The sequence below is a fragment of the Robiginitalea myxolifaciens genome (genome assembly GCF_900115205.1).
Taxonomy (GTDB): Bacteria; Bacteroidota; Bacteroidia; order Flavobacteriales; family Flavobacteriaceae; genus Robiginitalea; species Robiginitalea myxolifaciens.
Window position 1 is genome coordinate 431,824 of record NZ_FOYQ01000001.1, and the last position, 22,354, is coordinate 454,177.

A 22,354-nucleotide genomic window follows, 5' to 3' on the forward strand; every position below is an offset into this window, starting at 1 on the left:
TTTGGATACACTAAATATCGGAATCAACGGTTTCGGTCGCATCGGGCGTACGCTCTTTCGACTGCTTCACAATCACCCGAATATCCGCGTTACGCATATCAATGATCTGGCCGACGCGGCTACCCTCGCTCATTTGCTGAAATACGACAGTATTCACGGGATGTTAGCTGAGCCAGTTGCCAGTGGGGAAGGAATTCTGGGGATCGGGAAGGCCAACACGCCCCTGACCCAATTCAATAATCCAGGGGAGATCCCCTGGGACGCCTCAAATGTAGACCTGGTCGTTGAGTGTACGGGTAAATTCAAGGGGAAAGGGGATCTTGAATCCCATCTAAAGCCAGGGGTAAAAAAAGTGCTGCTTTCTGCTCCCTCCGAAACGGCCGACGTACCCATGGTCGTTATGGGGATCAACGAGGATTCCCTCCAATTCGAGACTAAACTCTTCAGTACCGCTTCCTGTACTACCCACAATGCAGCACCAATGCTGCAGCTACTGGATGAACTCTGCGGTATTGATCAGGCCTACATTACCACGGTCCATTCGTACACCTCCGACCAAAGTCTCCACGACCGCCCACACCGCGATTTACGACGGGCCCGGGCTGCCGGTCAGTCCATAGTACCGACAACCACCGGAGCTGCAAAAGCGTTGACCCGGATCTTTCCTCACCTGGCCACTGCTATCGGTGGCTGCGGGATACGGGTCCCCGTACCGAACGGCTCCCTGACGGATATTACTGCAAACGTTCGTAAACCCGTTAGCGTTCAGGAAATTAACGCTAAATTTAAGGCTGCAGCCCAGGATTCTATGCACGGAATCGTTTTTTACACCGAAGATCCCATAGTTTCAGTAGATATAAACAATAGTTATTACTCCTGTACGTTTGATTCTCAGATGACTTCGGTTATCGGGAATATGGTCAAGATTATCGGCTGGTACGACAATGAAATGGGTTATAGCAGCAGAATAGTAGATACCTTGGAGCATATTCTCGCAAAACAACTTATTTGATCGCGAAATACAGACATAGTGTTCGCCTGATAGTTTTGTGCTGTTCGTTATTCCTTTTTTCAGGCCTTAAGGCCCAGAATACAGGAACAACGGAGCAACAGCTAAACTCTTTATTGCTCAACGCCCGGGAAGCTCGCAACCAGAACGACCTGGATAAAGCCCTTGAAATCCTGGACCAGGCCGCCAACCTGGCCGAAGAAAACGAGGATGAAAAATTCCTGGTCGATGCCTTCCACCAGTTCAGCCGTATCTACCTGGACCTAGACAAGGAAGTAACAGCGCTGTTTTACTGGGATCGGGCCTCCGTTCTCCTCGAGAACCTGGCCTATCCAAGAGGAATGGCCGTTCACCGCTTCGTCGAAGCCCAAATGCTTACGATGGATGGCAATTACTTCCAGTCTATCTTCAAATTAAACCAGGCTAAGGAATCTTCGAACGATCGAAACCTGCTGAATCATATCACTCTCCTTGAGGCAGAGAACCTGCGTCAAATAGAGAAATACGACGCTTCAGAAACCAATTATAACTCCCTTCTGGTCAATAATGACCCGATTGAGAAGGAGTGGTTGCAAACCCAGGCCCATTTGGGCTTGGCCGAACTAAATCTGCTTCGCGACAGGCCCGAAGATGCTATTTCCAACGCCAGGGAAGCACTGAACCTCGCCAACAACTCCGGCTTTTCCACCCAAAGTTGGGAAGCAAACCAAATGCTGGCACGCATTTATGAGGAAAGTGGGGATATGGGAGGTGCCCTCAGGCATACCCAATATTTGATGCGACTGCGGGATTCTGTCTACAACGTGGAAAAGTTTGCCGCAGAAACCTCCACCGCGGATAAGGTCCAGATAGACTACATGCTCAAGGAAGTTGAGCGACTGGAAACGCGGAATCGCCAGCTCGGGGAATCGGCCAACCGTTCAGAGCTTACGGCAATCCTGACCTCCGCATTCCTGATCATTATTTCGCTGCTGGCAGTTTCCCTGTATCGAAACAACCAGATCAAGCTCAAGACCAATGACCTGCTCCAAACCAAGAACCGGGAATTGCAGTATGCCCGGGATGCGGCGGTTCAGGCCATGGAAGCTAAAACCAACTTCCTCTCTACCGTAAGTCACGAACTACGGACCCCGCTCTATGCAGTTACAGGGCTAACCCACCTCTTGCTCGATGAGAATCCGACCAAGGCACAGGAAGAACATCTGAAGGCCCTGAAATTCTCTGGGGACTACCTCCTGAACTTTATCAACGACATCCTGCAGATCAATAAGATCGATGCCGACAAACTGGAGCCCCTGGAAATGGAATTCAACCTGAAAAAGGTGCTTACCGAAGTAATCAATTCCCTGCAGCAAACCTCCAAAGAAAGCCGTACCCAGCTTATCCTGGACTACGACAAGGAAATTCCGAACCAACTCCTGAGTGATCCCGTGAAACTCAGCCAGATTTTCATGAACCTGGTCGGCAACGCCCTCAAGTTCACCAAGGACGGAGAGGTGTTGGTATTTGCCAAATTATTGGAGAAAACCGAGGAATCTGCCCGGGTATTCTTTGAAGTCCGGGATACCGGTATCGGAATAGACGAAGAACAGCAGAAACATATTTTTGACAGTTTTGAACAGGGATCTATTCAAATCAACCGCGAGTACGGGGGAACCGGTTTAGGGCTTACGATCACCAAGAGTTTATTAGGCCTCTTTGGAAGTAAGATCCAGTTGGAAAGTACCCTCGGAGAGGGCAGTTCATTCTTTTTTGAACTGGACTTTAAACGCAAAGACAGCCTTACGGACGATATCTCCTTTCAACTGGAAGAGAAGGACTACGACTATGATAACCTTTACCTGCTCATCGTAGAGGACAACAAAATCAACCAGGTGATCACTAAGAAAATGCTTTCCAAAAAAGGTATTGAAAGTGATATCGCCAACAACGGGACCGAAGCCATAGAGCTGGCCTCCAAAAATAACTATGACGGCATCCTTATGGATATCCACATGCCCGGGATCAGCGGGGTGGAGGCCACTCAGGAAATCCGCAAGTTTGACCCGAATATTCCCATCATAGCCCTGACGGCCATTTCCCTGGATGACAGCCTGGAAGCCTTCTACGCTGCCGGTTGCAACGATGTGGTTACCAAACCCTTCAAACCGGAACTATTCTATCAGAAAATCGGGGAAAACATCGTGGACCACAAGAGTCGGAAATCGCTGAATGCCTGATCAGGTCCAGAGCCCTTTGAGTACCTCCTCCAGAACATTACGGTAATCCTTCCCGAAATCATGGGCAACGGGTATCACGTAATACGCATCCAAATACCTGCCCAACCGCGTGGCATCTTTAGCCGTTGTCAGGACATTCCCCGCAGTCCGAATCTCATTGATTTCCTTATCCGTAAAGACATGATGATCTCCGAATCGGCGATGGGTAAAATCAAGGTCAATTTCCCGTAAATGATTCAGCAGGGGCTCCGGCCGGGCGATCCCGGTAACTAGCGTGAGATCTTTATCTTTAAGCACCTCCAGTTTCACCAGATTCCCCTGGTTATCCGTGATTTGCCCATAGCTCAGCGTAGCAAAGGCAAGCGGCATAGCCTGGGCCAGTCCCAGTCGTTTGCGATACTGCTGAGCAGTCTTGAGATCGGGAAGCTCCGGGCATTTGGTTACCACGACAGCATCCGCCCTGCGCACCTGGGATTTGTGATCCCGCAGGTCCCCGAAAGGCAGGTATCCCTGCTCGCTGTAAGGGGAATCCCAGGTAGTTAGTAACAGGCTGATTTTTGGAAGAACCCTGCGGTGCTGGAAGGCATCGTCCAGCAGGATCAAATCGGGTGTATGCTTTGAAATAAGCTGAGCAATCCCCCGGCGGCGATTCCCATCTACTGCTACAGTAATTCCAGGAAACTTACGGGCAATCTGAAGCGGCTCATCCCCTACATCCAGAGCGGTGTCCTCAGGGCGAACCCAACGAAAGCCCTGAGTTTTCCTCCCATAACCCCTGCTCAAAACCGCAACCTTCTTCTTCCCGGCAAAATAGTCGAGCAGCCATTCGGTCATGGGTGTTTTCCCGGTTCCGCCCACACTCAGGTTTCCGATACAGAGGACAGGCACCTCAAATTCCGCCTGGGCAAAGAGTCCCCAATCATAGCATTTATTGCGCAGCCAAACAATGACCCCGTAAAGCGGTGCGAAAGGAAATAACCATTTTCTTAAGGAGCTCACAAGAGCGAAAATAGTTTATTTATCTTTGAAAGAACCCTAAAATCAAAGGGATGATCCTAGGAGAAATTACCGACATACTCGAGGCCCTTGCCCCGTTGCAACTCGCCGAAGACTTTGATAATGTTGGGCTGATAACGGGAGATCCGGGGCAGGAAATCCACGGTATTCTGGTAACACACGACGCTCTGGAAGCCGTAGTGGCAGAGGCGGAGGCGAAAAAGTGCAACCTCATCGTCTGCTTCCATCCCATCCTGTTTAAGGGTATTAAACGGCTCAATGGTTCGGACTATGTGCAACGCGCCCTGCTTAGGGCCATCCGTAGCGAAATTGCCATCTATGCCATTCATACTGCACTGGATAACGTCCCTGAAGGAGTAAGTGGCAGGTTGGCAGCATCCCTTGGGCTGGAAAATTCCCGGGTCCTGATTCCCAAAACGGCCACGATAGAAAAATTGGTTACCTACGTCCCGGTAAAAAACCGACAGGCTCTGCTGGATGCCTTGTTCGAAGCCGGTGCGGGGAGCATTGGCAATTACTCCCAATGCAGTTTTACTACGGAAGGGAGCGGCACTTTTCTGCCAGGAGCAGAAGCCTCGCCTGCTGTAGGTGCTCCGGGATCCTTACAGGAGGAACGGGAAGCCCAGTTACATCTGACCTATCCCGGTTACCGACGTAAGCAGGTGTTGGCTGCCCTTTTTGCAACACATCCCTATGAAGAGGTCGCGTATGAGATCACCGGGACCCTGAATACCCACCAGCATCAGGGGATGGGTATGATCGGGGAACTTCCCAAACCTATGGAAGTAACTGCCTTTCTGAGGCATCTGCGAACACGCCTGGGCACCCCTGCCATTCGCTATTCCAATCCACCCGGGAAGCGCATCGGAAAAGTAGCCGTTCTGGGGGGAAGCGGCGCCTTCGCAATCGAAGCGGCCAAACGGGCTGGAGCCGACGCCCTGGTCACGGCAGACTTGAAATATCACGACTTTTTTCAGGGGGAAGACAGCCTCTTGCTGGCCGATGTGGGACATTTTGAAAGCGAGCAGTTTACAAAAAACCTGTTACACGAATATCTTACCGAAAAAATTGCTAATTTTGCCATCCATTTATCCGAGGTCAATACCAATCCGGTCAATTACTTTTAAAAAACATGGCAGCAAAGAAAGAAGTCACTGTAGAAGAAAAACTCAGAGCCCTTTACGATCTTCAACTTATTGATTCCCGAGTCGACGAAATCCGCAACGTACGCGGAGAACTTCCCCTGGAAGTGGAGGACCTCGAGGACGAAGTACAAGGGTTAAAAACCCGGGTAGACAAACTCAAGACTGATGTCGAAACCGTAAACTACGAGATTACGGCCAAAAAGAACATGATCGAGGACGCCAAGGCCCTGATCAAAAAATACAGCGAACAACAAAAGAATGTTCGCAACAACCGCGAGTTTAATTCTCTCTCCAAAGAAGTGGAGTATCAGGAACTGGAAATCCAGCTGGCTGAAAAGCACATTAAGGAATTCAAAGCGCAAATCGAGCAGAAGAAGGAAGTGATCACCGAGACCAAGGAGAAACTGTCCGAGCGCGAAACGCACCTGAAACACAAGAAAGGCGAATTAGACGCTATCCTATCCGAAACTGAAAAGGAGGAGAAAGCCCTGCTGGCCAAGTCAGAGGAGTTCCAGGAAAAAATTGAAGAACGCCTTGTAAATGCTTACAAGCGCATTCGTGGAAGTGTAAAGAACGGGTTGGCCGTAGTGCCGATTGAGCGTGGCGCTTCCGGAGGATCATTCTTTACCATTCCCCCTCAGGTTCAGGTAGAAATTGCTTCCCGCAAAAAGATCATTACCGATGAGCACAGTGGACGTATCCTGGTGGATCCTGCCCTGGCCGAGGAAGAGCAAGACCGCATGCAGGAGCTCTTCGAGAATGTAAAATAATTAGCTTAGCTCCGGATCGATTCCGGGATGACAACAAAGAAAAGCCACCCCATCGGGTGGCTTTTTTTATTCGGTTTTGTTCCCGATCTGCCTCAGGTATTTTGCAACTGCTGAACTTCGATCAGTTCCAGGATTCGATCCATGACTTCCCGGGAATCCCAGCGGGAGGCAATATCCGGCATGGCCATAACCTCCTTCATAATAGCTTCCTGCTTCCGACCCATATCCAGCGCCTCAGTATAGGGCCGGTCCGAAAAAGTTACCCGGGAATAGGCCGGTATCCACTTATCGGGATACTGGGCGGCAAAGTGTTTTTCTATTTTCTTTTGCAAGAGGAAACTTGGATCCGCGGTTAACGAACTCATTTCAATGAAATTCTGATAACTCAACTCGGCAATGGCATCCCCATTGGGTTTCCGGAGTTCCTGATATCGCTTAAAAATCAATTCCCAGTCATCGCCGTGTTCTCCCATAAGCGCATTCAACTGGGTAATATCCTCGAAACCAGCGTTCATCCCCTGACCAAAGAAGGGCACCACCGCATGGGCAGAATCTCCGACCAGGGCTACCTTGTCCCAATACGTCCAGGGATAACATTTAATTGTAACCAGGGCCGAAGTCGGGTTGCGGAAAAAATCCTCTGCAAGGTTTTCAATATCCGGCATGATATTCGGAAAATGTGTCTGGAAAAATTGCCGCGCATCGTCCCGGGTTTTAATTTTTTCGAAGGAAACCTCCCCTTCAAAAGGCAGAAAGAGGGTACAGGTAAAACTGCCGTCCAAATTGGGCATTGCGATAAACATAAAGCGTCCGCGAGGCCAAATATGGAAAGAGTGTTTGTCTAGCTTGTGGGTTCCATCAGGATTTGGTGGGATGGTGAGTTCTTTATACCCGACATCGATAAAATCCTGAGAATAATTAAAGCGGCTGCGTCGCTGCATTTTATGCCGAACCCTGGAGAAGGCGCCGTCACATCCAAATATGAGATCAAATTCGTAAGCTTCCCACTCCCCTTTTTCGGATTCACCCGTAAAAAGCTTCGCCCCCGGTAAATCCACATCCCATACCTTTTCTTCGAATCGAAATTGAACCCCGGCCGCTTCGGCCAGGTCAATCATCCTGCGATTGAGGACAGAACGGGAAATACTCCAGATAGCCTCGTCCTGTTTGCCGTATTTCTGGGTATAGTCGTCCCGATCTACGACGTGCATTGCTCGTTGGTAAAGCGGAATGGCAATCTTGCGGATCTCCGATTCGATCCCGGCTTCCCGCAGGGCCTTCCACCCGCGATTACTCATTGCCAGGTTTATAGAACGGCCCGAAAACTCTACGGTCCGAATATCCGGACGCCGGTCAAAAACGGTAACCCGATGCCCGGCCCGGGTAAGGAATATCGCCAGTAGGGATCCCACAAGTCCGGAACCTACCACGGCGACCTCTTTGGGGGTCTGATTCATTGCATCCCATTTGGTCAGACCTTAAAGGTAAGCATTCTGAGCGGTCCCATTAAAGCCGGCAGGTCGATCTTATGATTTCACTAACGTCTTTTTGTTTAAAGTTTATCTACTTTTGATAAACAAGTTGCTCCAGTCTATGAAGAAGTCCCAGCTTCCCCAAAAAATATGCCCGGTTTGCCAGCGCCCGTTTACCTGGCGGAAAAAATGGGAACGGGACTGGGAGCAGGTTAAGTACTGCAGTGAACGGTGCCGAAGAAACAGCTAATTCATGAATACTACCCTTTATTGGTTCCGGAATGATCTGAGAACTACAGATAACGCCGGCTTTGCCAAAGCCTGTTCGGCAGAGCGAACCCTGGCGTATTATTGCTTTGAGTCCAAATATTTCGAAGCCGGGGAATACGGAATTCCCAAAACAGGGCCTTTCCGGGCGCAATTCCTCCTGGAATCCCTGAAGGATCTGGAAACAGAGCTCCGCCAGCTCAATATCCCTTTAATCATAAGCATGGGAACACCACAAAGTGTTCTCCCTGAACTCATAACAACATTTGGTGTTAATTCGATCTGCTTGCAGGAGGAATGGACCCGCGACGAAGTCAGTTCCCTGGAAGCGGTTCGTCAGGCGCTTCCCCCGGATTTTCCAATCCTGGAATTTTATGAGCAGTTCCTATATCACCCGGCCGATATCCCCTATGAGCATGTGGGGAAGATCCCGGATGTCTTCACCGGTTTTCGCAAAAAGTGTGAATCCCGGGCCGAAGTCCGCGAATTGGTTAGCGCGCCCACTCCCAAAAAGCAATCCTGGAGCCCGCTGGAGCAGGAAGTCCTTGAGCAATACGGGATAGCATTTACTGCGACGGATGCCCTGTCCGGTCCCGGTAACTTAGCCCAACTGGAGGATCTCGGGCTGGAACAAGCCGAAAAGGATCCAAGGACAGCTTTTCCTTTTGTTGGAGGCGCGGGTTCCGGCCAGGAACGCATTCAGAATTATTTCTGGGAAACCAAACGCCTTAGTTATTACAAGCGAACCCGTAACGGCCTTCTCGGCACCGATTACAGTTCCAAATTTTCCCCATGGCTCGCCAACGGCTCCCTGTCGGCCCGTCAAATCTTCTGGGCAGTACGTCGCTACGAAAAGGAAGTGACCAAAAACCAGGACACCTACTGGCTGGTCTTTGAACTAATCTGGCGGGACTTTTTCAAATACGTATCTCAAAAACACGGGGCCTCAATTTTTGCCCTGGAAGGCATCCAAAAGAATAAAGGCACTGCAGCTTCCGCAGGGCAACAATGGCGCAAGGACTCCAAAGCCTTTGAGCAATGGACCGAAGGCCGGACCTCCAGTGATTTTGTCAATGCCAACATGATTGAGCTTCGGACTACCGGGTGGATGAGTAACCGCGGCCGTCAGAATGTAGCCAGTTTCTGGTCTTCTACCCTGAAGCAGGACTGGCGCCTGGGAGCTGCCTGGTTCGAATACCTCCTCCTGGATTACGACGTACACAGTAATTGGGGGAATTGGATGTATAATTCCCGGGTAGGTAACGATCCCAGACAGCGCACCTTTAACCCAGCCTTGCAGGCAGACCGGTACGATTCGGATGGTAAATTCCGCCGCACCTGGCTGCAAACCGGGCTATTCCAAACCCAGCTCGAATTATGAAAACCCTGCGGCTTATCCTGGGCGACCAACTCAATTACAAACACAGTTGGTACACAAAAACCGATGACCAGATTTGTTACCTGATGGCGGAGATGCGGCAGGAAACAGACTATGTTCGCCATCATATTCAAAAGGTCATTGCCTTCTTTGACGCCATGCGAAAGTTTGCGGACCACCTGAAATCCGAAGGGCACGAACTGCGCTATTTTCACATCGACGACTCGGACAACCCCCAGGAACTACCCGCCCTGATCCATCAGGTATTAGAGGAAACCGGAGCCGAAAAATTTGAGTACCAGCTACCCGATGAATATCGATTGGATCAGCAACTAAAGGAGTTCACTGACGGACTGGATATCGAAGTGAGCGCGGTGGACACCGAACACTTTTATACCTCCCGGGAAGAATTAGCCGAATTTTTCAAGGGCAAGAAGCAAATCCTAATGGAATCCTTTTACCGGATGATGCGCGAAAAGCACGGCGTCCTTATGGATGGGGAACAACCCGCCGGAGGGCAGTGGAATTACGATAAGGAAAATCGCAAGAAATGGAAGGGAAGCCCTGAAATTCCCGAGGTTCCCATGCCGAACAAAGACCTGAGCGAGCTGGAGGGAGACCTTAAAGATGCCGGGGTCAAGACCATTGGAAAAGTTACGGCAAGTGAATTTCCCTGGCCAACCACACGGCAAGAAGGGCTAGACTTGCTGGAGTTCTTCTGTTCGTCCCTCCTACCTCATTTTGGAGATTATCAGGATGCCCTGCATACGGATGAACCCTTTCTTTTCCATTCCCGACTCTCTTTTGCCCTGAATTCTAAACTCATCTCCCCTTCGGAGGTAGTAGACCGGGTAGAAGCTGTCTACCGCACCGACAAAGATCGTGTGGATATTTCCCAGGTCGAAGGCTTTATTCGCCAGATCCTCGGCTGGCGGGAATACATGCGAGGTATTTACTGGATGGAAATGCCGGAATATGCCGATAAGAATGAGTTAGACAATCACAACGCCTTGCCGGATTTCTTCTGGACCGGGGAAACCAAAATGAATTGCCTGAAATCGGCCATTACGCAAAGTCTTGAACACGCCTATGCGCATCATATTCAACGGCTTATGATTACCGGCAACTTTGCCTTACTCGCTGGCGTCCACCCGGATGAGGTAGACGCCTGGTATCTGGGGATTTATATCGATGCCTTGCAGTGGGTGGAAATCACCAACACGCGGGGGATGAGTCAGTACGCTGACGGTGGGTTACTGGCCACAAAGCCCTACGTGAGTAGTGCAAATTATATCAACAAGATGGGGAATTACTGTTCCTCCTGCAGCTACGACCACAAGGCCAAACTCGGGGAAAATGCCTGCCCATTCAATGCTTTGTACTGGAATTTCCTGGCCGAAAAGCAAGACAAACTCGGCAACAATCCCAGAATGGGCATGATGTACAGCTTGCTGAATCGCAAGGATAAAGAGGAATTAAAGAGCCTTCGCCAAAGGGCGGCAGCAATCCTGGAAAATCCCGATAATTTTTAGTTGGCTGTTATACCCGGTTAGCGTTGCGCTATTCAGGGCTTGAGAATCCCGTCTACAATCCCGTATTCCACGGATTCTTCAGCATTCATCCAGTAGTCGCGATTGAAATCCTTCATGATCTTCTCAAAGGATTGCCCACAGTTTTCGGCCAAAATCCGCGCACCAATTTCCTTGGTTTTGATAATCTCCCTAGCCTGGATTTCGATATTGGAAGCCTGGCCCTGGGCCCCGCCACTGGGTTGGTGGATCATTACCCGAGCGTGAGGCTGGATAAACCGGCGCCCCTTAGTCCCTACTGAAAGCAAAATGGACCCCATGGAAGCCGCCAGACCACTGCATACAGTAGAAACCGGGCTTTTCAGGGAGGTAATAGTATCGTATATGGAAAACCCAGAGGTAACATATCCTCCCGGGCTGTTAATCACGAGTTGAATTTCCTCATTGCTGAGTAAATCGAGATACAAAAGCCTGTCTACCACATGTTTGGCAGAATGATCGTCGACCTGGCCCCATAAAAAGACCTTGCGTTCCTCTAATAAACGGCCATCTATCTGTTCTTGTATCTTTCCTTTTTTCGCGCTCATAAAACTGTTTTGTCTTAAGGCCCAAAAATAAGAAATTACACTTCAACGTCCACGCGATTCTCAACAACTTCCTTAATAGGCACAACCGTTTTGCCTTTGGAGGTTTTAATAACGAGAAATATACTGTCTACCGATTCAACCGTACCCTCGATCCCTTTTTCCGGAATACTGATCTTGTCGCCGGCCACATAGGTTTTTCGGGTGTAAAAGGCACGCAGCAGATCGCCGAGGATTTCCCGCGAACCCAAACCAAAACCAAGCGCGAGGGCCGCCAGCAAAGCACCAAAGATCAGGGTGATATTATTGGTGATAATTGTCGTATCTACCCCGGCCTGATTGAGGGCAGTGATCGATACCATGATCAGGATTACATAGAAGACAAGATTGCTGAAAATTTTGGATCCGCTGAATTCAAAAGTTTCAAAAAGCCCTTTGACGGTCTTTTTGAGGTAACTCGCAATATACAGACCAACCAGGATAAGGGCTATGGCACTGAACAAACGTGGCAGGTAGCGCAACAAATTGCCTATCTCCTCTGAGATGATGGTCCAGTTGAGGATATCGGCAACCACAATTAGCAAAACCAGATACAACAACCATTTTGCAAAGCCGAGGATAATCTTACTCAGGTCTATCTTGAATTTGGAAGAGCCAAAAAGGTCCCCTTCATTAAGGCGATCGCTTAAGGCGGAGATTCGGGTTACACGCAGGATGCGGCGCAAAATCCAGAGTACAATTCGAATGGTGAGCCAACCCAGGAGCAGGACTACCAAAGCCCCCGCTATCTGGGGCAAAGCAGCTGCGATTTCGGAACCCATGGCTTTCAGGGAATTCAGGGTCATCTCACCCCATTGATCTACATTTTCCATTTGTTAGCTTGTTTGATGTTTGTATACTGTTGTTAACGGGATACCCTACAGATCAGGGCTTTTGCTTCCCTCCTTTTTTTCCACCCTTGCGACGACGCTTCTCCTTCAGGGTTTTCTCGACGGCGGCAGGGAAATTATAGCTTACAAGTTCCCCCACATCCAATAGCAATTTAGCCGCTGCAATATCGTTCATTACCCGCTGTTTCATGTGCGGAGGCACTTCCAGTAAGGAACGCTCCAGTTGTTTGAATGGATTCACCTTGCCTGCCATCTTAGGTAATTTTTCGATATTCGTCCATAACCTTCGCCCGCGCTCTTTTCAGGCGCATCTTAATTGCGCTTTCCCCCAGTTCCATGCTTTCCTGCAGCTCTTTTATCGAGAGGCCGTCCTGGTACTTCAAAAGCAAAAGCGCCCGGTCAGCGGCGTCTATTTGCTGAAGGGCGATAGCCAATTTCTCGGCTTGCATCTGCATGAATTCCTGTTCATCTATCTCCTCGAGGAGCTCCTCTTCTTCAATTTCTGTATCCCGAACCGCCTTATCACTCATTTTCCGCTGCTTATCGCGGTTGACATAGTTGACGCAGAAATTATACGTCAGCGAATACACCCAGGTCGAAAACCGGGAAGCTCCTTTAAAAGTCGGCAACTTCAAAAAGAGATGCAGGAATACGTCCTGCGTAAGATCTTCGGCCTCAGCTTCGCTACGTGCAAAACCACGACATTTGTTGTAAACCCGCTGCGCATACCGGTCATAGATTTGACCGAATAGTTCGGCATTTCTATTGCGAACTATGGCCGCAACGAGTTCTTCGTCGGTTAACAGATTTTCGGGAGAACCTTTGAGTTCCAAAATCGAGTCAGGTTGTTAAGCTACTCCTTTAGGACACCAAAATCTTATTTGGGTCACATACAAATTTAGTCGGATTTAATTTTCAGGTGGAAAGGCCGTATTTTTGGGAAAAACCAACGCATGAAATTTCTTCCGTATTCCCTGCTTCTCGTACTGTTATTATTTTCCTGTAAAGAACAAGCCGAAAAGTCCGAAACTCCTGAATCGGCTACCGAAACCGCAGAAGTGGAAACAGCTGATTTTCTGCAGCAGGTGGCTCAGCAGCATGGCTATGCTTCCTGGGCAACGGTGCAGGAGCTGCATTTTACCTTTAATGTAGACCGTGGAGACAATCACTACGAGCGGTCCTGGATCTGGAAACCGAAAACCAACGAGGTAACCGGAATCAGCGCCGGCGATACCACGACCTACCTGCGCAGTGCCGTTGATTCCACCCTGATGGACCTAGACGCAGGTTTTATCAACGACAAGTACTGGCTACTCGCGCCCTATCAATTGGTTTGGGATCGGGAAAACTTTGAACATAGTACAACCTCCGGCGTCGCTGCGCCAATTTCCGGAGCGCCTTCCGAAAAACTCACGATTGTCTATGGTAGCGAAGGAGGATATACCCCCGGAGATGCCTACGACTTTTATCTGGATGCCGACAAGGTTATTCGCGAATGGGCCTTCCGCAAAGGGAATCAGGAAGAACCGAACATGATCACTACCTGGGAAGGTTACCAGGAAATGGAGGGATTAAAAATAGCTACGGACCACAACAATGCAGAAGGAGGCTTCCGGCTCCATTTCAGCAACGTTCAGGTTATTACAGAATAGGTTATTCTTTCATCCTCCTGCCCAGGAGAAATGTCGCCACCAATACCAGGGTGGCCAGGCTCAGCAGCACCCCAAAACTGAAGGTAAGCCCAAAGCTTTCCGCCAGATACCCCAATACAGGCGGTGCAGCGAGGAATCCACTATATCCGGTACCTGCAATAAACGCAACTCCCTGAGCGGATTCCACCCCTTTTACATTTCCTCCTATGCGGAATAATTCGGGGATAATCACGGAAAATCCGAGTCCGATGAGTCCAAAACCGACTACAGCTGCCCAAACCATCCCCGTTAAAACAGCAATGTACCCGATAATTGCTATCAGGCTCCCCAGGGCTACAATTTTGATGGATCCCAGACGCGCACTAATTCCATCTCCCAGAAAACGTCCGAGGGTCATAAAAATGGAAAACATTAAAAAACCGGCTCCCCAAAGCCACTGTTCGGCATCCAGGACTTCCTGAAGGTAGAGTCCACTCCAATCCACAATGGCCCCTTCTCCCCCCATAACCACGAAAGATATAATCCCGAGAAGCAAGAGGGGCTTAAAGAGATCAAAACTGAAAGGTTCTTTCTCCACCGGGGCGGCGATGATGTGTACGTATTCCTTGCGCAGGAAGAGGTTGATCAAAAAAACAAGCACCACTACAACAGCCATATGCAAGGGAGGAGCTCCCAGGACGGGGATTAAAAAACTTCCGAGTCCTGCCAGAACGCCGCCGAGGCTGAAAAATCCGTGAGCGGCCGACATAAAATTTTGTTTGTCCGACTTTTCGATTTCGGTAACCAGGGTGTTCATGCTGATATCGAGGAATCCATTAGACAACCCAAAGAGGTAGAGTCCGATCATTAACCCGATATAATTGGGTGCCAGCAGGGGTAATAAGGCCGTGATGCTACAGGCCAGAACCCCGTACCAGGTAGCCTTTCCCACCCCAACGCGATTGATTATCCGTGCCGCTATCGGAAAAACAGTAAATACACCAAGCGCCAGAAAAAAAATGGCCAGACCCAGGCTGGCCTTGTCTATCTCCAGGTTGGCTTTAACACTGGGAATATAAATGGCCCAGGTGCCGAACCAAAGATTCAGGCTGGTGAAGACCCAGGCCGGAGCAAAATACCTGCGTCTCGATAGAATGAGTGCCAGGGACTTCATGCGAGGCTTTCTATTGCCGCTTTAAGAAGTTTACCAAAACGATACATGTCGAGGTAGGAACAGTAGAAAGGGGCTGGTGCCAGGCGAATGACATTGGGTTCCCGCCAATCGGGGATAATACCTTGTTCCATAAGTGCATCGAAGAGTGGCCTGCCCTGCCCATGGAGGTACACCGATAATTGGCACCCCCTTGCCTCAGGGGTAATGATTTCAAAATTGCTATTCGTCTCGCGTGCCACTTCTCCCAGTACAAACTCGAGATAGGCTGTTAGGGAATCGCGCTTGGCGATCAATGCCGGCATCCCCACTTCTTCAAAGAGGGCCAGGCTAGCCACCAAGGGAGCCAGGCTAAGCACAGGGGGATTACTCAACTGCCAGGCCTCGGCAGTAGGCATGGGGTCAAAATCAGGGGTCATTTGAAACCGGGTTTCCCGTTTGGTTCCCCACCATCCTTCAAAACGGGGAATCGTGGGATCATTGAGATGTCGTTGGTTAATGAATACCCCCGAGGCATTCCCAGGCCCGCTATTGATGTATTTATAAGTGCACCAGGCGGCAAAATCCACATCCCAGTCGTGGAGTTCAAGGGCTACATTTCCCGCAGCATGGGCAAGATCCCAACCAATCATTACCCTGGCCTTACGCGCCGCAGCGGTTATCGCCTTCATGTCCAGCACCTGACCGTTATAATAGTTTACTCCGCCCAGCAGGACCAAAGCCAGTTCTTCTTTGTGCGTTTCAATAGCACGGATAAAATCCTCAGTATGCCAGGCATTTTCACCCGGGCGCTTGGCCACCTCGACCAGTCCTTCATCCGGGGAGTAGCCGCGCGTCCGCAACTGGCTTTTGAGCATGTACTGGTCGGAAGGAAAGGCCTTTTCTTCGCAGAGTATTTTGTATCGCTTTCCCTCAGGACGGTAGAAACTGACCATGAGCAGGTGCAGATTAACCGTGAGGGTATTCATGACGGTAACCTCATCGGGCAAGGCCCCAACGATTTTAGCCATGGGCGCAGTTAGCGCCTCGTGGTAGGTCCACCAGGGACGTTCTGCCTTAAAATGCCCTTCTACTGCCAATGATTTCCAGTCGTCCATGATATCCTGGACATATCGGTTGGCCTCCCGGGGTTGCAACCCCAGGGAATTACCCGTAAAATAAATCACTTCCTGACCCTTGTGGGTGGGAAAATGAAACTGGGAACGATATTGAGCCAGGGGATCACTAGCGTCCAGGCTGCGGGCAAAGGCTTCGGTAAACTGAAAATCTCCGGACATAGGATCTGAGTTTTTGCGCAGCCCAAAAATACAACGGAATCACGAGAATGGAATTTGGTTCCCGGAATATGGAATTTGGGATTTGGGATTTCTGATTTGAGACTACAAGCGGTGGCGCATTTCGAGTATATGCGCCTCAAATGCAACTTTTTCGTAGGCCCGTATGGCAGGGCTATTCCCGGTATAAACCGTTAACCGCAATTCCTTTAACCCCCTGTCGCGGCACCAGGATTTGAGCTGCCCCATAATGCGACCATTTATACCACGGCCCCGAAAATCCGGATGGGTATACATAAAGCCCAGATACCCATAGGTATCGTGGTCCAGGTAATGGCGGGGTTTCCGAACGGCCGCGTAGCCGCAGCTGATGATTCTTGCCCCGGAGGTCGCCACGAGCAAGCACACATCGTCCTGCTCAATAAATTCTGGTATATCGTAATAATGTACCGGATCGGGGCGAATAGTCGGATCAAAGGGTCTTTCCTCCCGAATCAGGGCTTGTTCCATTTCCAGCAGTTCAGGCAGGTCTTCGGTCTTCGCTTCTCGGATACTAATTTCCATAATGAGCAAGGATTGGTACCCGGAAGGTACGATGAGGAATTGGGATTTGGAATTCCTACCCACTACCTTTGAAGCAAAATCTGCAAATGCACTTTCTATCCCAGGATCTGGAGGACTACATTGCCGGCAATAGCGAGCCGGAATCGGAATTGTTGCAGGCACTCAGTAGGGAAACCCATCTGAAAGTCCTGCGTCCCCGGATGATAACGGGCCACCATCAGGGCAGGGTACTCAGCCTGATATCCAACCTAATGGCGCCGGAAAATATCCTTGAAATAGGAACCTACACGGGGTATTCCGCACTTTGTTTGGCCGAAGGCCTGGCTCCGGGAGGCCGGTTACAGACCATTGAGATGAATCCGGAATTGGCCACCATTCAGCAAAAATACTTTGGACAGAGTCCATACGCCGCTCAGATTATTTCCCATCTGGGGGCGGCCCTGGACATTATTCCAACCCTTCCTGAAACCTTTGACCTAGTATTTATAGATGCAGAGAAACGGGAATATCCCGAGTATTTTGAGGCCGTTTTGCCCAAGGTGAGACCCGGGGGATTAATCTTGCTCGACAATGTACTCTGGAGCGGCAAGGTTGTGGACGAACCACAGGCCAAGGACCCGGTCACCCCTATCCTTCAGGAACTCAACCAGAAACTGGCTATGGATCCAAGGGTACAAACCGTACTGCTGCCCATCCGCGATGGCCTTACTGCTTGTAGGGTACGCTAAGCTCTGGTTTGCAATCTCCGGGCAACCAGGAAATATGCCAAAACTGCTAAAGCGCTACCGGCCAGTGCACCCACCAGTACGTCTCCCGGAAAATGTACGCCCACATAGATGCGGCTGTAGGCTAATAATACCGGCCAGAGATACAGGGTATAAATCCAGCGATAGTCTTTTCTGAGTACTAAAACGGCCAGGGTCGTCAGGCAAAAGGAGAAAGCCGCATGCCCGGAAAAAAAACTGAAGTCTACGGGCTCCTGCAAAATGCGAATCAATTCCTGCACTTCAGGATCATTGTTCGGGCGTAAGCGCCGTACACTATTCTTTACCCAATTGGTAAGCAACAGGGTGGTCAGCAGGGAAAGGACCATGGTCAGGGTAAGAGATAAAGCTATCCGCCAGGGCCTGCGGCGAAACAGAAGAAAAAACAGCAGGAGGTAAAGTGGTATCCAGGTGTAGATTTGCGTAAAAGTTACCCAGAAAGTATCGAAGCCGGGACTGCCCAGGCCATTGAGCCAGAACAATATTTCCCGATCCATGCTGCGCAAAGATTCCAGCACCCCTGAAGCGTTTATTTACGGCTTATGGTACCCCCGACGTCTTCGATATTCTTCTTGACGGACTTGATATCCTCCTCGATTTCCTTGGTGAATGAGGTGTCAATACCCTGCTTTTCGGCGCTTTTGTGGATCTCGCGCTTAATGTCTTCGGTAGCGTCCTTGAGTTGTCGCATACCCTTTCCCAGGCCTTTGGCAATGCCGGGGATTTTGTCGGCGCCAAAAACCATGACCACAATAAACAGGATAAAGAAAATTTCAGCTCCGCTGATAAATAGATAGGGCATTACCATAAAACAAATATAAGCAGAAGTTTATTGCTCAATACTAAAAAGTCCCGGAGTGTTCCCCGGGACTTTTCATTTTATATGCTGTCGCTGGTGCGACTTAATACAAGTGCATTAAAAGGCTACTATTCGCCTTTAATTCCATCCTTGAACTGCTCAAATTCAGAAGGCTCCTCCTTCTTAGGCCAGCTGTTGTTATCGGTATCGATATCAGCCGTTTCAGCATCCGGATCTACAACGATTCCAACCAACTCCTTGGTAGAGGAGAGTACGCGGCTTACTTCTTTATCGTTCTTCCTCCAGATTTCAGGGGGATAGGTAACGCGCTCGGTAGTTCCGTCGGCATAGGTATATTCTACAATCAACGGCATTGGAATTCCACCCGGCTTATCAAAGGTAACCTCGTAGAAGAACTTAGGCTCCTCAACCTGGGCACGCTCCTCCGCAGTCATGTTGTCCATCATAAAAGCACTGAGCGGCTGACTTACCTCAGAAGGTTTCTTGCCTTTCATCTCAGGATCGATCTCGTCGACATCCTCATCGGCCAGATAAACCAGCGGAGGCAATTGATCTGCAGTGATATTGTTGTTCGCCATATATTCCTTCAGGGCTTCTGTAGGCTTATCGCTAACGTAGTATTTCTTAACACCTTTAACCCCGATGTCTACATAATCTGTGGTGTAGAACCAGGATCTCCAGAACCAGTCCAGATCAACCGCAGAAGCATCTTCCATAGTACGGAAGAAATCCTCCGGGGTCGGATGCTTGAATTTCCAACGCTGGGAGTACGTCTTGAATGCATGATCAAAGAGCTCGCGGCCCATTACCGTTTCACGCAGAATATTCAGCGCGGTAGCGGGCTTGCCGTAAGCATTCGGGCCCAGTTGGTATACATTCTCCGGGTTAGACATAATTGGAGAAATGTACGACTGGTCGCCGGCCATGTAAGGAACGATCTTTGAGGCCTCTCCACGACGGGAAGGATATTTCTCATTCGGGGCAATCACATCGGGATTCGCTTCCCCGAATTCCTGCTCGGCTACATATTGCATAAAGGTATCCAGACCTTCGTCCATCCAGCCCCACTGGCGCTCGTCGGAGTTTACAATCATCGGGAAGAAGTTGTGACCAACCTCGTGGATGATTACCGACATCATTCCGTATTTAACGCGGTCGGAATAGGTTCCATCCGGATTCGGACGCCCGTAGTTCCAGCAAATCATCGGATATTCCATTCCCTGATTCCGTGCATGGACGGAAATAGCCTTGTGGTACGGATAGTCAAAGGTATGGGCGGAATAGCTCTTCAGAGTGGAAGCCACCACTTTAGTCGAAAGCTCCTCCCACAGCGGGTTACCTTCTTTTGGGTAGAGGGAAACGGCCATAACATCTTTGTTTCCGATCTTAACGGCCATCATGTCCCAGATCCACTTACGGGAAGTTGCGAAGCCATAGTCGCGAACCATGTTCGCTTTGAATTTCCAGGTCTTTGTATCCTGGGAACGACTTTTCTCAGCAGCTTCTGCTTCCTCCTGGGTAACGATCATCACAGGCTTGTCATAAGACTTCTTTGCCTGCTCGTAGCGGCGCATCATTTCTTTGCTAAATACCTCCTTGCGGTTTTGTAACTCCCCGGTGGCATCGACTACGTGGTCTGCAGGAACAGTAAGATTCACTTCGTAATTTCCAAAAGGAAGGGCGAATTCCCCGCTTCCCCAGAACTGGTGGTTTTGCCAGCCTTCTACATCGCTGTAAACAGCCATACGCGGGAAAAACTGGGCGATAACATAGGCCCGGTTCCCATCCTCCGGGAAATACTCGTATCCGCTTCTCGCGCGATCCGTTGTATGGTCAGGGATATTGTACCACCATTTGATCGAAAAGCTGATCTGCTCTCCGCTCTTCAATGGCTGAGGGATATTGACCCGCATCATGGTTTGATTGATGGTGTAGGACAACGGGCTTCCACCTTCGTCGATCACATAATCAATGTTGAAACCACCGTCGAAGGGCTCTCCCATAAATTCTCCGGCAAAACTACCGGTTCGGTAAGCGAGTGGGACACCCCCTCCGTTGCGCAAAGGAGACTTTGAGTCTTTGGCCCGTACGTTCTGATCCAACTGAACCCAGAGGTATTCCAGATCGTCCGGTGAGTTGTTGTGGTAGGTAATCGTTTCTACCCCGTAGAGCTTGGCATTCTCGTCGTCCAGGGTAATGTCCATTTTGTAATCGGCCTGCTGTTGGTAATAATCAGGCCCCGGAGCTCCGGAGGCGGAGCGATAGGTATTCGGCGTAGCCATCTCCTGGTACATCTGCCGAAATTTACTTTGATTGGTGTGCCCGCCTTCCCGCTCCGGCGTCTCCGGCTGGGTTTCCTGGGCAAATACTGCAGCGCCGGCAAGGAATAGGGCTGCGCTGAGGAAGTACTTAATTTTATTCATTTTTTGTTTGATTTTGTCGGCCGGGAAATTACCCAATTTTTACGTGTTAACCCCCGTCCTACTTAAGATTTAACATTCCTTTATTATTCTCCCGGATCAGAACAAAACTTTTCTTCTGGCCCAGGATTTTCAGGTGGACCAAGTTCTTCTGCTCGTCGAAGAGATCCGTGAGCACATCGTTCTGAATAGCCACATCATTTATTTCCTCCTGGGGGAATTCGAGTTCGAGGTAACAAAGGATCAGGTCGTCTTCGTAGCGCTTACCCAGAAAAACTACCTGCTGTTGCTCCCCGTTCACACTTAAAAGGAATTTAGCGCCAAAATACCGGGCGATATACTCATTAGCCACTTTGGCTTCTGACTCGGTGTTCAGTTTGGCATCAATGCCGTAGCGCTCCTTGAGCAGGAGATCCAGATCATCGATAAATATTCGGGAAATGATCTGGAAAGACTGGGATTTTTCCGAGTATTCGATATTGGTGACACTCACATAAAACTTATGCAGGAGCTCCCCGGTTTTGAGTTCCAGGGGGAAGTTTACCGGAGGAAAGGCACTATTGGCCCGGAGTCCGAAAGACATTGAAAGAAGCAATATCAAAGGAAGCAGCAAACGTCTATTCATCTGACTAAATTTTCTGTGTTCAAAGGTAACAAATGCCGTGCCAGTATGCAGAGTTGCTCCCGGGCAGCTGGCCTTAGTCCAGGTCATTGTTCTTGCGGTACTCTTCGCCTTTGCGTCGGAAGAAAGCCCAAATCCTGAGCTGATCCCCGGAATAGGCGACATCGGTAAATAGCGAATCTACCTCGCAGAAATACAGGTAATCCGACAAACGCTCCTCGGGAATCCCCAGTTGATCCACAAAAACGCTGTCGGCAAAGGGCTGGCGAATCTCCATAAGCTTGGCAAACCGATGTTCAACAGCCAATTGTTTCTTCAGGCGTTTGGTGCGGCCGGTGATGGCATTGAGTAAGGGGTTCAGGGGAAGCAGCCCTCCGCCCGTCGTTGCCTCGTGAAGCCTGTTTTCCGTTGGGGTGTATTTACGGGCCGTGGCATTCGGCAGATTCAGGGAATAGGAGGTTGGCGCCTTATTCTCCGGAATCCGGGTCAGGTCTTCGGCGAGGTCCCCGGTAAGTGCATACGGGCTTACCACAACCTCATCCAACTCATTGACAAATGGCTGCAAGGGAATTTCGATTTCTCCGGCCTCCAGGGCCTCAGGTGAAATTACCCACATCATCCGCATATAGCGCACCGCCGAAATCATGAGGGTATCCCCCTGGCTAACCTCCAATCGGAATACACCATCCGCATTGGTAATGGTCGCCGTCCTGGCGCTTAAATTTAAGATATGTACATCGGGAATGCCTTCACCATTCTCCACAGTTCGTCCCTGTATTTCCTTAGGGATTGAGGAAACCACTGACTG

Annotated in this window: 23 protein-coding genes; 9 read left to right on the plus strand and 14 right to left on the minus strand. The window is 49.8% G+C overall.

The genetic code is table 11. The features are described 5' to 3' along the window. The first annotated feature begins 1 nt into the window (after position 1). Both gap and BM318_RS01900 read left to right on the plus strand, forming a co-directional pair. Positions 2-1,012 (plus strand): type I glyceraldehyde-3-phosphate dehydrogenase, encoded by a 1,011-nt coding sequence (gene gap / locus BM318_RS01895; RefSeq protein WP_092980224.1) that lies wholly within the window; start codon positions 2-4, stop codon positions 1,010-1,012. Beyond that, a complete protein-coding gene (locus BM318_RS01900) occupies positions 1,009-3,228 on the plus strand; it encodes a hybrid sensor histidine kinase/response regulator (protein ID WP_245759709.1) in 2,220 nt (739 codons plus the stop codon). The genes gap and BM318_RS01900 overlap by 4 nt, the downstream gene beginning before the upstream one ends. Here BM318_RS01900 and lpxK read toward each other — a convergent pair whose 3' ends face one another. After that, a complete protein-coding gene (gene lpxK / locus BM318_RS01905) occupies positions 3,229-4,227 on the minus strand; it encodes a tetraacyldisaccharide 4'-kinase (protein WP_177218239.1) in 999 nt (332 codons plus the stop codon). It abuts the gene before it with no gap. Between the two features lie 50 nt (positions 4,228-4,277). On the opposite strand from lpxK, the gene BM318_RS01910 reads away from it, so the two are divergent. Both BM318_RS01910 and BM318_RS01915 read left to right on the plus strand, forming a co-directional pair. Beyond that, positions 4,278-5,372 (plus strand): Nif3-like dinuclear metal center hexameric protein, encoded by a 1,095-nt coding sequence (locus BM318_RS01910; RefSeq protein WP_092980227.1) that lies wholly within the window; start codon positions 4,278-4,280, stop codon positions 5,370-5,372. A gap of 5 nt (positions 5,373-5,377) precedes the next feature. Next, positions 5,378-6,160 (plus strand): zinc ribbon domain-containing protein, encoded by a 783-nt coding sequence (locus BM318_RS01915; protein ID WP_092980228.1) that lies wholly within the window; start codon positions 5,378-5,380, stop codon positions 6,158-6,160. Between the two features lie 92 nt (positions 6,161-6,252). On the opposite strand, the gene BM318_RS01920 is transcribed toward BM318_RS01915, so the two are convergent. Continuing rightward, positions 6,253-7,617: an FAD-dependent oxidoreductase gene (locus tag BM318_RS01920; protein ID WP_092980230.1), complete on the minus strand. Its 1,365-nt coding sequence runs from the start codon at positions 7,615-7,617 to the stop codon at positions 6,253-6,255. A 136-nt stretch (positions 7,618-7,753) separates the two neighbouring features. Here BM318_RS01920 and BM318_RS01925 point away from each other — a divergent pair, with 136 nt between their 5' ends. Genes BM318_RS01925 through BM318_RS01935 form a run of 3 tightly spaced genes read left to right on the plus strand, consistent with a single transcriptional unit; the run spans position 7,754 to position 10,809 of the window. Next, positions 7,754-7,882 (plus strand): DUF2256 domain-containing protein, encoded by a 129-nt coding sequence (locus BM318_RS01925; RefSeq protein ID WP_092982023.1) that lies wholly within the window; start codon positions 7,754-7,756, stop codon positions 7,880-7,882. Between the two features lie 3 nt (positions 7,883-7,885). Further along, positions 7,886-9,280, plus strand: coding sequence for a DASH family cryptochrome (locus BM318_RS01930; RefSeq protein ID WP_092980232.1), 1,395 nt, complete (start codon positions 7,886-7,888; stop codon positions 9,278-9,280). Further along, the gene (locus tag BM318_RS01935; RefSeq protein ID WP_092980234.1) at positions 9,277-10,809 is read left to right on the plus strand and encodes a cryptochrome/photolyase family protein; all 1,533 of its coding nucleotides are present in this window, start codon (positions 9,277-9,279) and stop codon (positions 10,807-10,809) included. Before BM318_RS01930 ends, BM318_RS01935 begins: the two co-directional genes overlap by 4 nt. A 32-nt stretch (positions 10,810-10,841) precedes the next feature. On the opposite strand, the gene BM318_RS01940 is transcribed toward BM318_RS01935, so the two are convergent. The 4 genes from BM318_RS01940 to BM318_RS01955 are packed head-to-tail and all read right to left on the minus strand — an operon-like array spanning position 10,842 to position 13,113. After that, the gene (locus BM318_RS01940; RefSeq protein WP_092980235.1) at positions 10,842-11,393 is read right to left on the minus strand and encodes a ClpP family protease; all 552 of its coding nucleotides are present in this window, start codon (positions 11,391-11,393) and stop codon (positions 10,842-10,844) included. 35 nt (positions 11,394-11,428) lie between these two features. Beyond that, entirely contained in the window at positions 11,429-12,262 is an 834-nt protein-coding gene (locus tag BM318_RS01945) for a mechanosensitive ion channel family protein (RefSeq protein WP_092980236.1), read from the minus strand. Positions 12,263-12,314: 52 nt separating this feature from the next. Then, positions 12,315-12,533: a hypothetical protein gene (locus tag BM318_RS01950; RefSeq protein ID WP_092980237.1), complete on the minus strand. Its 219-nt coding sequence runs from the start codon at positions 12,531-12,533 to the stop codon at positions 12,315-12,317. Position 12,534: 1 nt separating this feature from the next. Further along, a complete protein-coding gene (locus tag BM318_RS01955; protein WP_245759710.1) occupies positions 12,535-13,113 on the minus strand; it encodes an RNA polymerase sigma factor in 579 nt (192 codons plus the stop codon). A gap of 120 nt (positions 13,114-13,233) precedes the next feature. On the opposite strand from BM318_RS01955, the gene BM318_RS01960 reads away from it, so the two are divergent. Further along, complete coding sequence (locus BM318_RS01960) at positions 13,234-13,932, plus strand: hypothetical protein (protein ID WP_092980240.1); 699 nt, start codon at positions 13,234-13,236, stop codon at positions 13,930-13,932. Between the two features lies 1 nt (position 13,933). On the opposite strand, the gene BM318_RS01965 is transcribed toward BM318_RS01960, so the two are convergent. The 3 genes from BM318_RS01965 to BM318_RS01975 form a co-directional block, all read right to left on the minus strand. Then, positions 13,934-15,085, minus strand: coding sequence for an MFS transporter (locus tag BM318_RS01965; RefSeq protein WP_092980241.1), 1,152 nt, complete (start codon positions 15,083-15,085; stop codon positions 13,934-13,936). Beyond that, complete coding sequence (kynU, locus tag BM318_RS01970; protein ID WP_092980243.1) at positions 15,082-16,359, minus strand: kynureninase; 1,278 nt, start codon at positions 16,357-16,359, stop codon at positions 15,082-15,084. The genes BM318_RS01965 and kynU overlap by 4 nt, the downstream gene beginning before the upstream one ends. 102 nt (positions 16,360-16,461) lie before the next feature. Then, on the minus strand, positions 16,462-16,920 hold the full coding sequence (locus tag BM318_RS01975) for a GNAT family N-acetyltransferase (RefSeq protein WP_317040329.1): 459 nt from the start codon (positions 16,918-16,920) through the stop codon (positions 16,462-16,464). Between the two features lie 86 nt (positions 16,921-17,006). Here BM318_RS01975 and BM318_RS01980 point away from each other — a divergent pair, with 86 nt between their 5' ends. Next, positions 17,007-17,648, plus strand: coding sequence for an O-methyltransferase (locus tag BM318_RS01980; protein WP_092980245.1), 642 nt, complete (start codon positions 17,007-17,009; stop codon positions 17,646-17,648). Here the strand turns inward: BM318_RS01980 and BM318_RS01985 are convergent. The 5 genes from BM318_RS01985 to BM318_RS02005 form a co-directional block, all read right to left on the minus strand. Beyond that, complete coding sequence (locus BM318_RS01985; RefSeq protein ID WP_245759711.1) at positions 17,645-18,181, minus strand: phosphatase PAP2 family protein; 537 nt, start codon at positions 18,179-18,181, stop codon at positions 17,645-17,647. The two genes, BM318_RS01980 and BM318_RS01985, sit on opposite strands and share 4 nt — an antisense overlap. A 32-nt stretch (positions 18,182-18,213) precedes the next feature. Continuing rightward, complete coding sequence (locus tag BM318_RS01990; protein ID WP_092982025.1) at positions 18,214-18,486, minus strand: Sec-independent protein translocase subunit TatA/TatB; 273 nt, start codon at positions 18,484-18,486, stop codon at positions 18,214-18,216. 125 nt (positions 18,487-18,611) lie between these two features. Continuing rightward, on the minus strand, positions 18,612-20,927 hold the full coding sequence (locus BM318_RS01995; protein WP_092982026.1) for a M1 family metallopeptidase: 2,316 nt from the start codon (positions 20,925-20,927) through the stop codon (positions 18,612-18,614). Positions 20,928-20,985: 58 nt separating this feature from the next. Continuing rightward, positions 20,986-21,549, minus strand: coding sequence for a DUF6702 family protein (locus BM318_RS02000; protein ID WP_245759712.1), 564 nt, complete (start codon positions 21,547-21,549; stop codon positions 20,986-20,988). 73 nt (positions 21,550-21,622) lie between these two features. Next, on the minus strand, positions 21,623-22,309 hold the full coding sequence (locus BM318_RS02005) for a hypothetical protein (protein WP_143099896.1): 687 nt from the start codon (positions 22,307-22,309) through the stop codon (positions 21,623-21,625). Between the last annotated feature and the right edge of the window lie 45 nt (positions 22,310-22,354).

Excerpts from the sequence above, each read along its gene's own strand:
- BM318_RS01910 (WP_092980227.1), top strand. The coding sequence starts at position 4,278 with ATGATCCTAGGAGAAATTACCGACATACTCGAGGCCCTTGCCCCGTTG.
- BM318_RS01915 (WP_092980228.1), top strand. The coding sequence starts at position 5,378 with ATGGCAGCAAAGAAAGAAGTCACTGTAGAAGAAAAACTCAGAGCCCTT.
- BM318_RS01920 (WP_092980230.1), bottom strand. The coding sequence starts at position 7,617 with ATGAATCAGACCCCCAAAGAGGTCGCCGTGGTAGGTTCCGGACTTGTG.
- BM318_RS01925 (WP_092982023.1), top strand. The coding sequence starts at position 7,754 with ATGAAGAAGTCCCAGCTTCCCCAAAAAATATGCCCGGTTTGCCAGCGC.
- BM318_RS01930 (WP_092980232.1), top strand. The coding sequence starts at position 7,886 with ATGAATACTACCCTTTATTGGTTCCGGAATGATCTGAGAACTACAGAT.
- BM318_RS01935 (WP_092980234.1), top strand. The coding sequence starts at position 9,277 with ATGAAAACCCTGCGGCTTATCCTGGGCGACCAACTCAATTACAAACAC.
- BM318_RS01940 (WP_092980235.1), bottom strand. The coding sequence starts at position 11,393 with ATGAGCGCGAAAAAAGGAAAGATACAAGAACAGATAGATGGCCGTTTA.
- BM318_RS01945 (WP_092980236.1), bottom strand. The coding sequence starts at position 12,262 with ATGGAAAATGTAGATCAATGGGGTGAGATGACCCTGAATTCCCTGAAA.
- BM318_RS01950 (WP_092980237.1), bottom strand. The coding sequence starts at position 12,533 with ATGGCAGGCAAGGTGAATCCATTCAAACAACTGGAGCGTTCCTTACTG.
- BM318_RS01960 (WP_092980240.1), top strand. The coding sequence starts at position 13,234 with ATGAAATTTCTTCCGTATTCCCTGCTTCTCGTACTGTTATTATTTTCC.
- BM318_RS01965 (WP_092980241.1), bottom strand. The coding sequence starts at position 15,085 with ATGAAGTCCCTGGCACTCATTCTATCGAGACGCAGGTATTTTGCTCCG.
- kynU (WP_092980243.1), bottom strand. The coding sequence starts at position 16,359 with ATGTCCGGAGATTTTCAGTTTACCGAAGCCTTTGCCCGCAGCCTGGAC.
- BM318_RS01975 (WP_317040329.1), bottom strand. The coding sequence starts at position 16,920 with ATGGAAATTAGTATCCGAGAAGCGAAGACCGAAGACCTGCCTGAACTG.
- BM318_RS01980 (WP_092980245.1), top strand. The coding sequence starts at position 17,007 with ATGCACTTTCTATCCCAGGATCTGGAGGACTACATTGCCGGCAATAGC.
- BM318_RS01985 (WP_245759711.1), bottom strand. The coding sequence starts at position 18,181 with ATGGATCGGGAAATATTGTTCTGGCTCAATGGCCTGGGCAGTCCCGGC.
- BM318_RS01990 (WP_092982025.1), bottom strand. The coding sequence starts at position 18,486 with ATGCCCTATCTATTTATCAGCGGAGCTGAAATTTTCTTTATCCTGTTT.
- BM318_RS01995 (WP_092982026.1), bottom strand. The coding sequence starts at position 20,927 with ATGAATAAAATTAAGTACTTCCTCAGCGCAGCCCTATTCCTTGCCGGC.
- BM318_RS02000 (WP_245759712.1), bottom strand. The coding sequence starts at position 21,549 with ATGAATAGACGTTTGCTGCTTCCTTTGATATTGCTTCTTTCAATGTCT.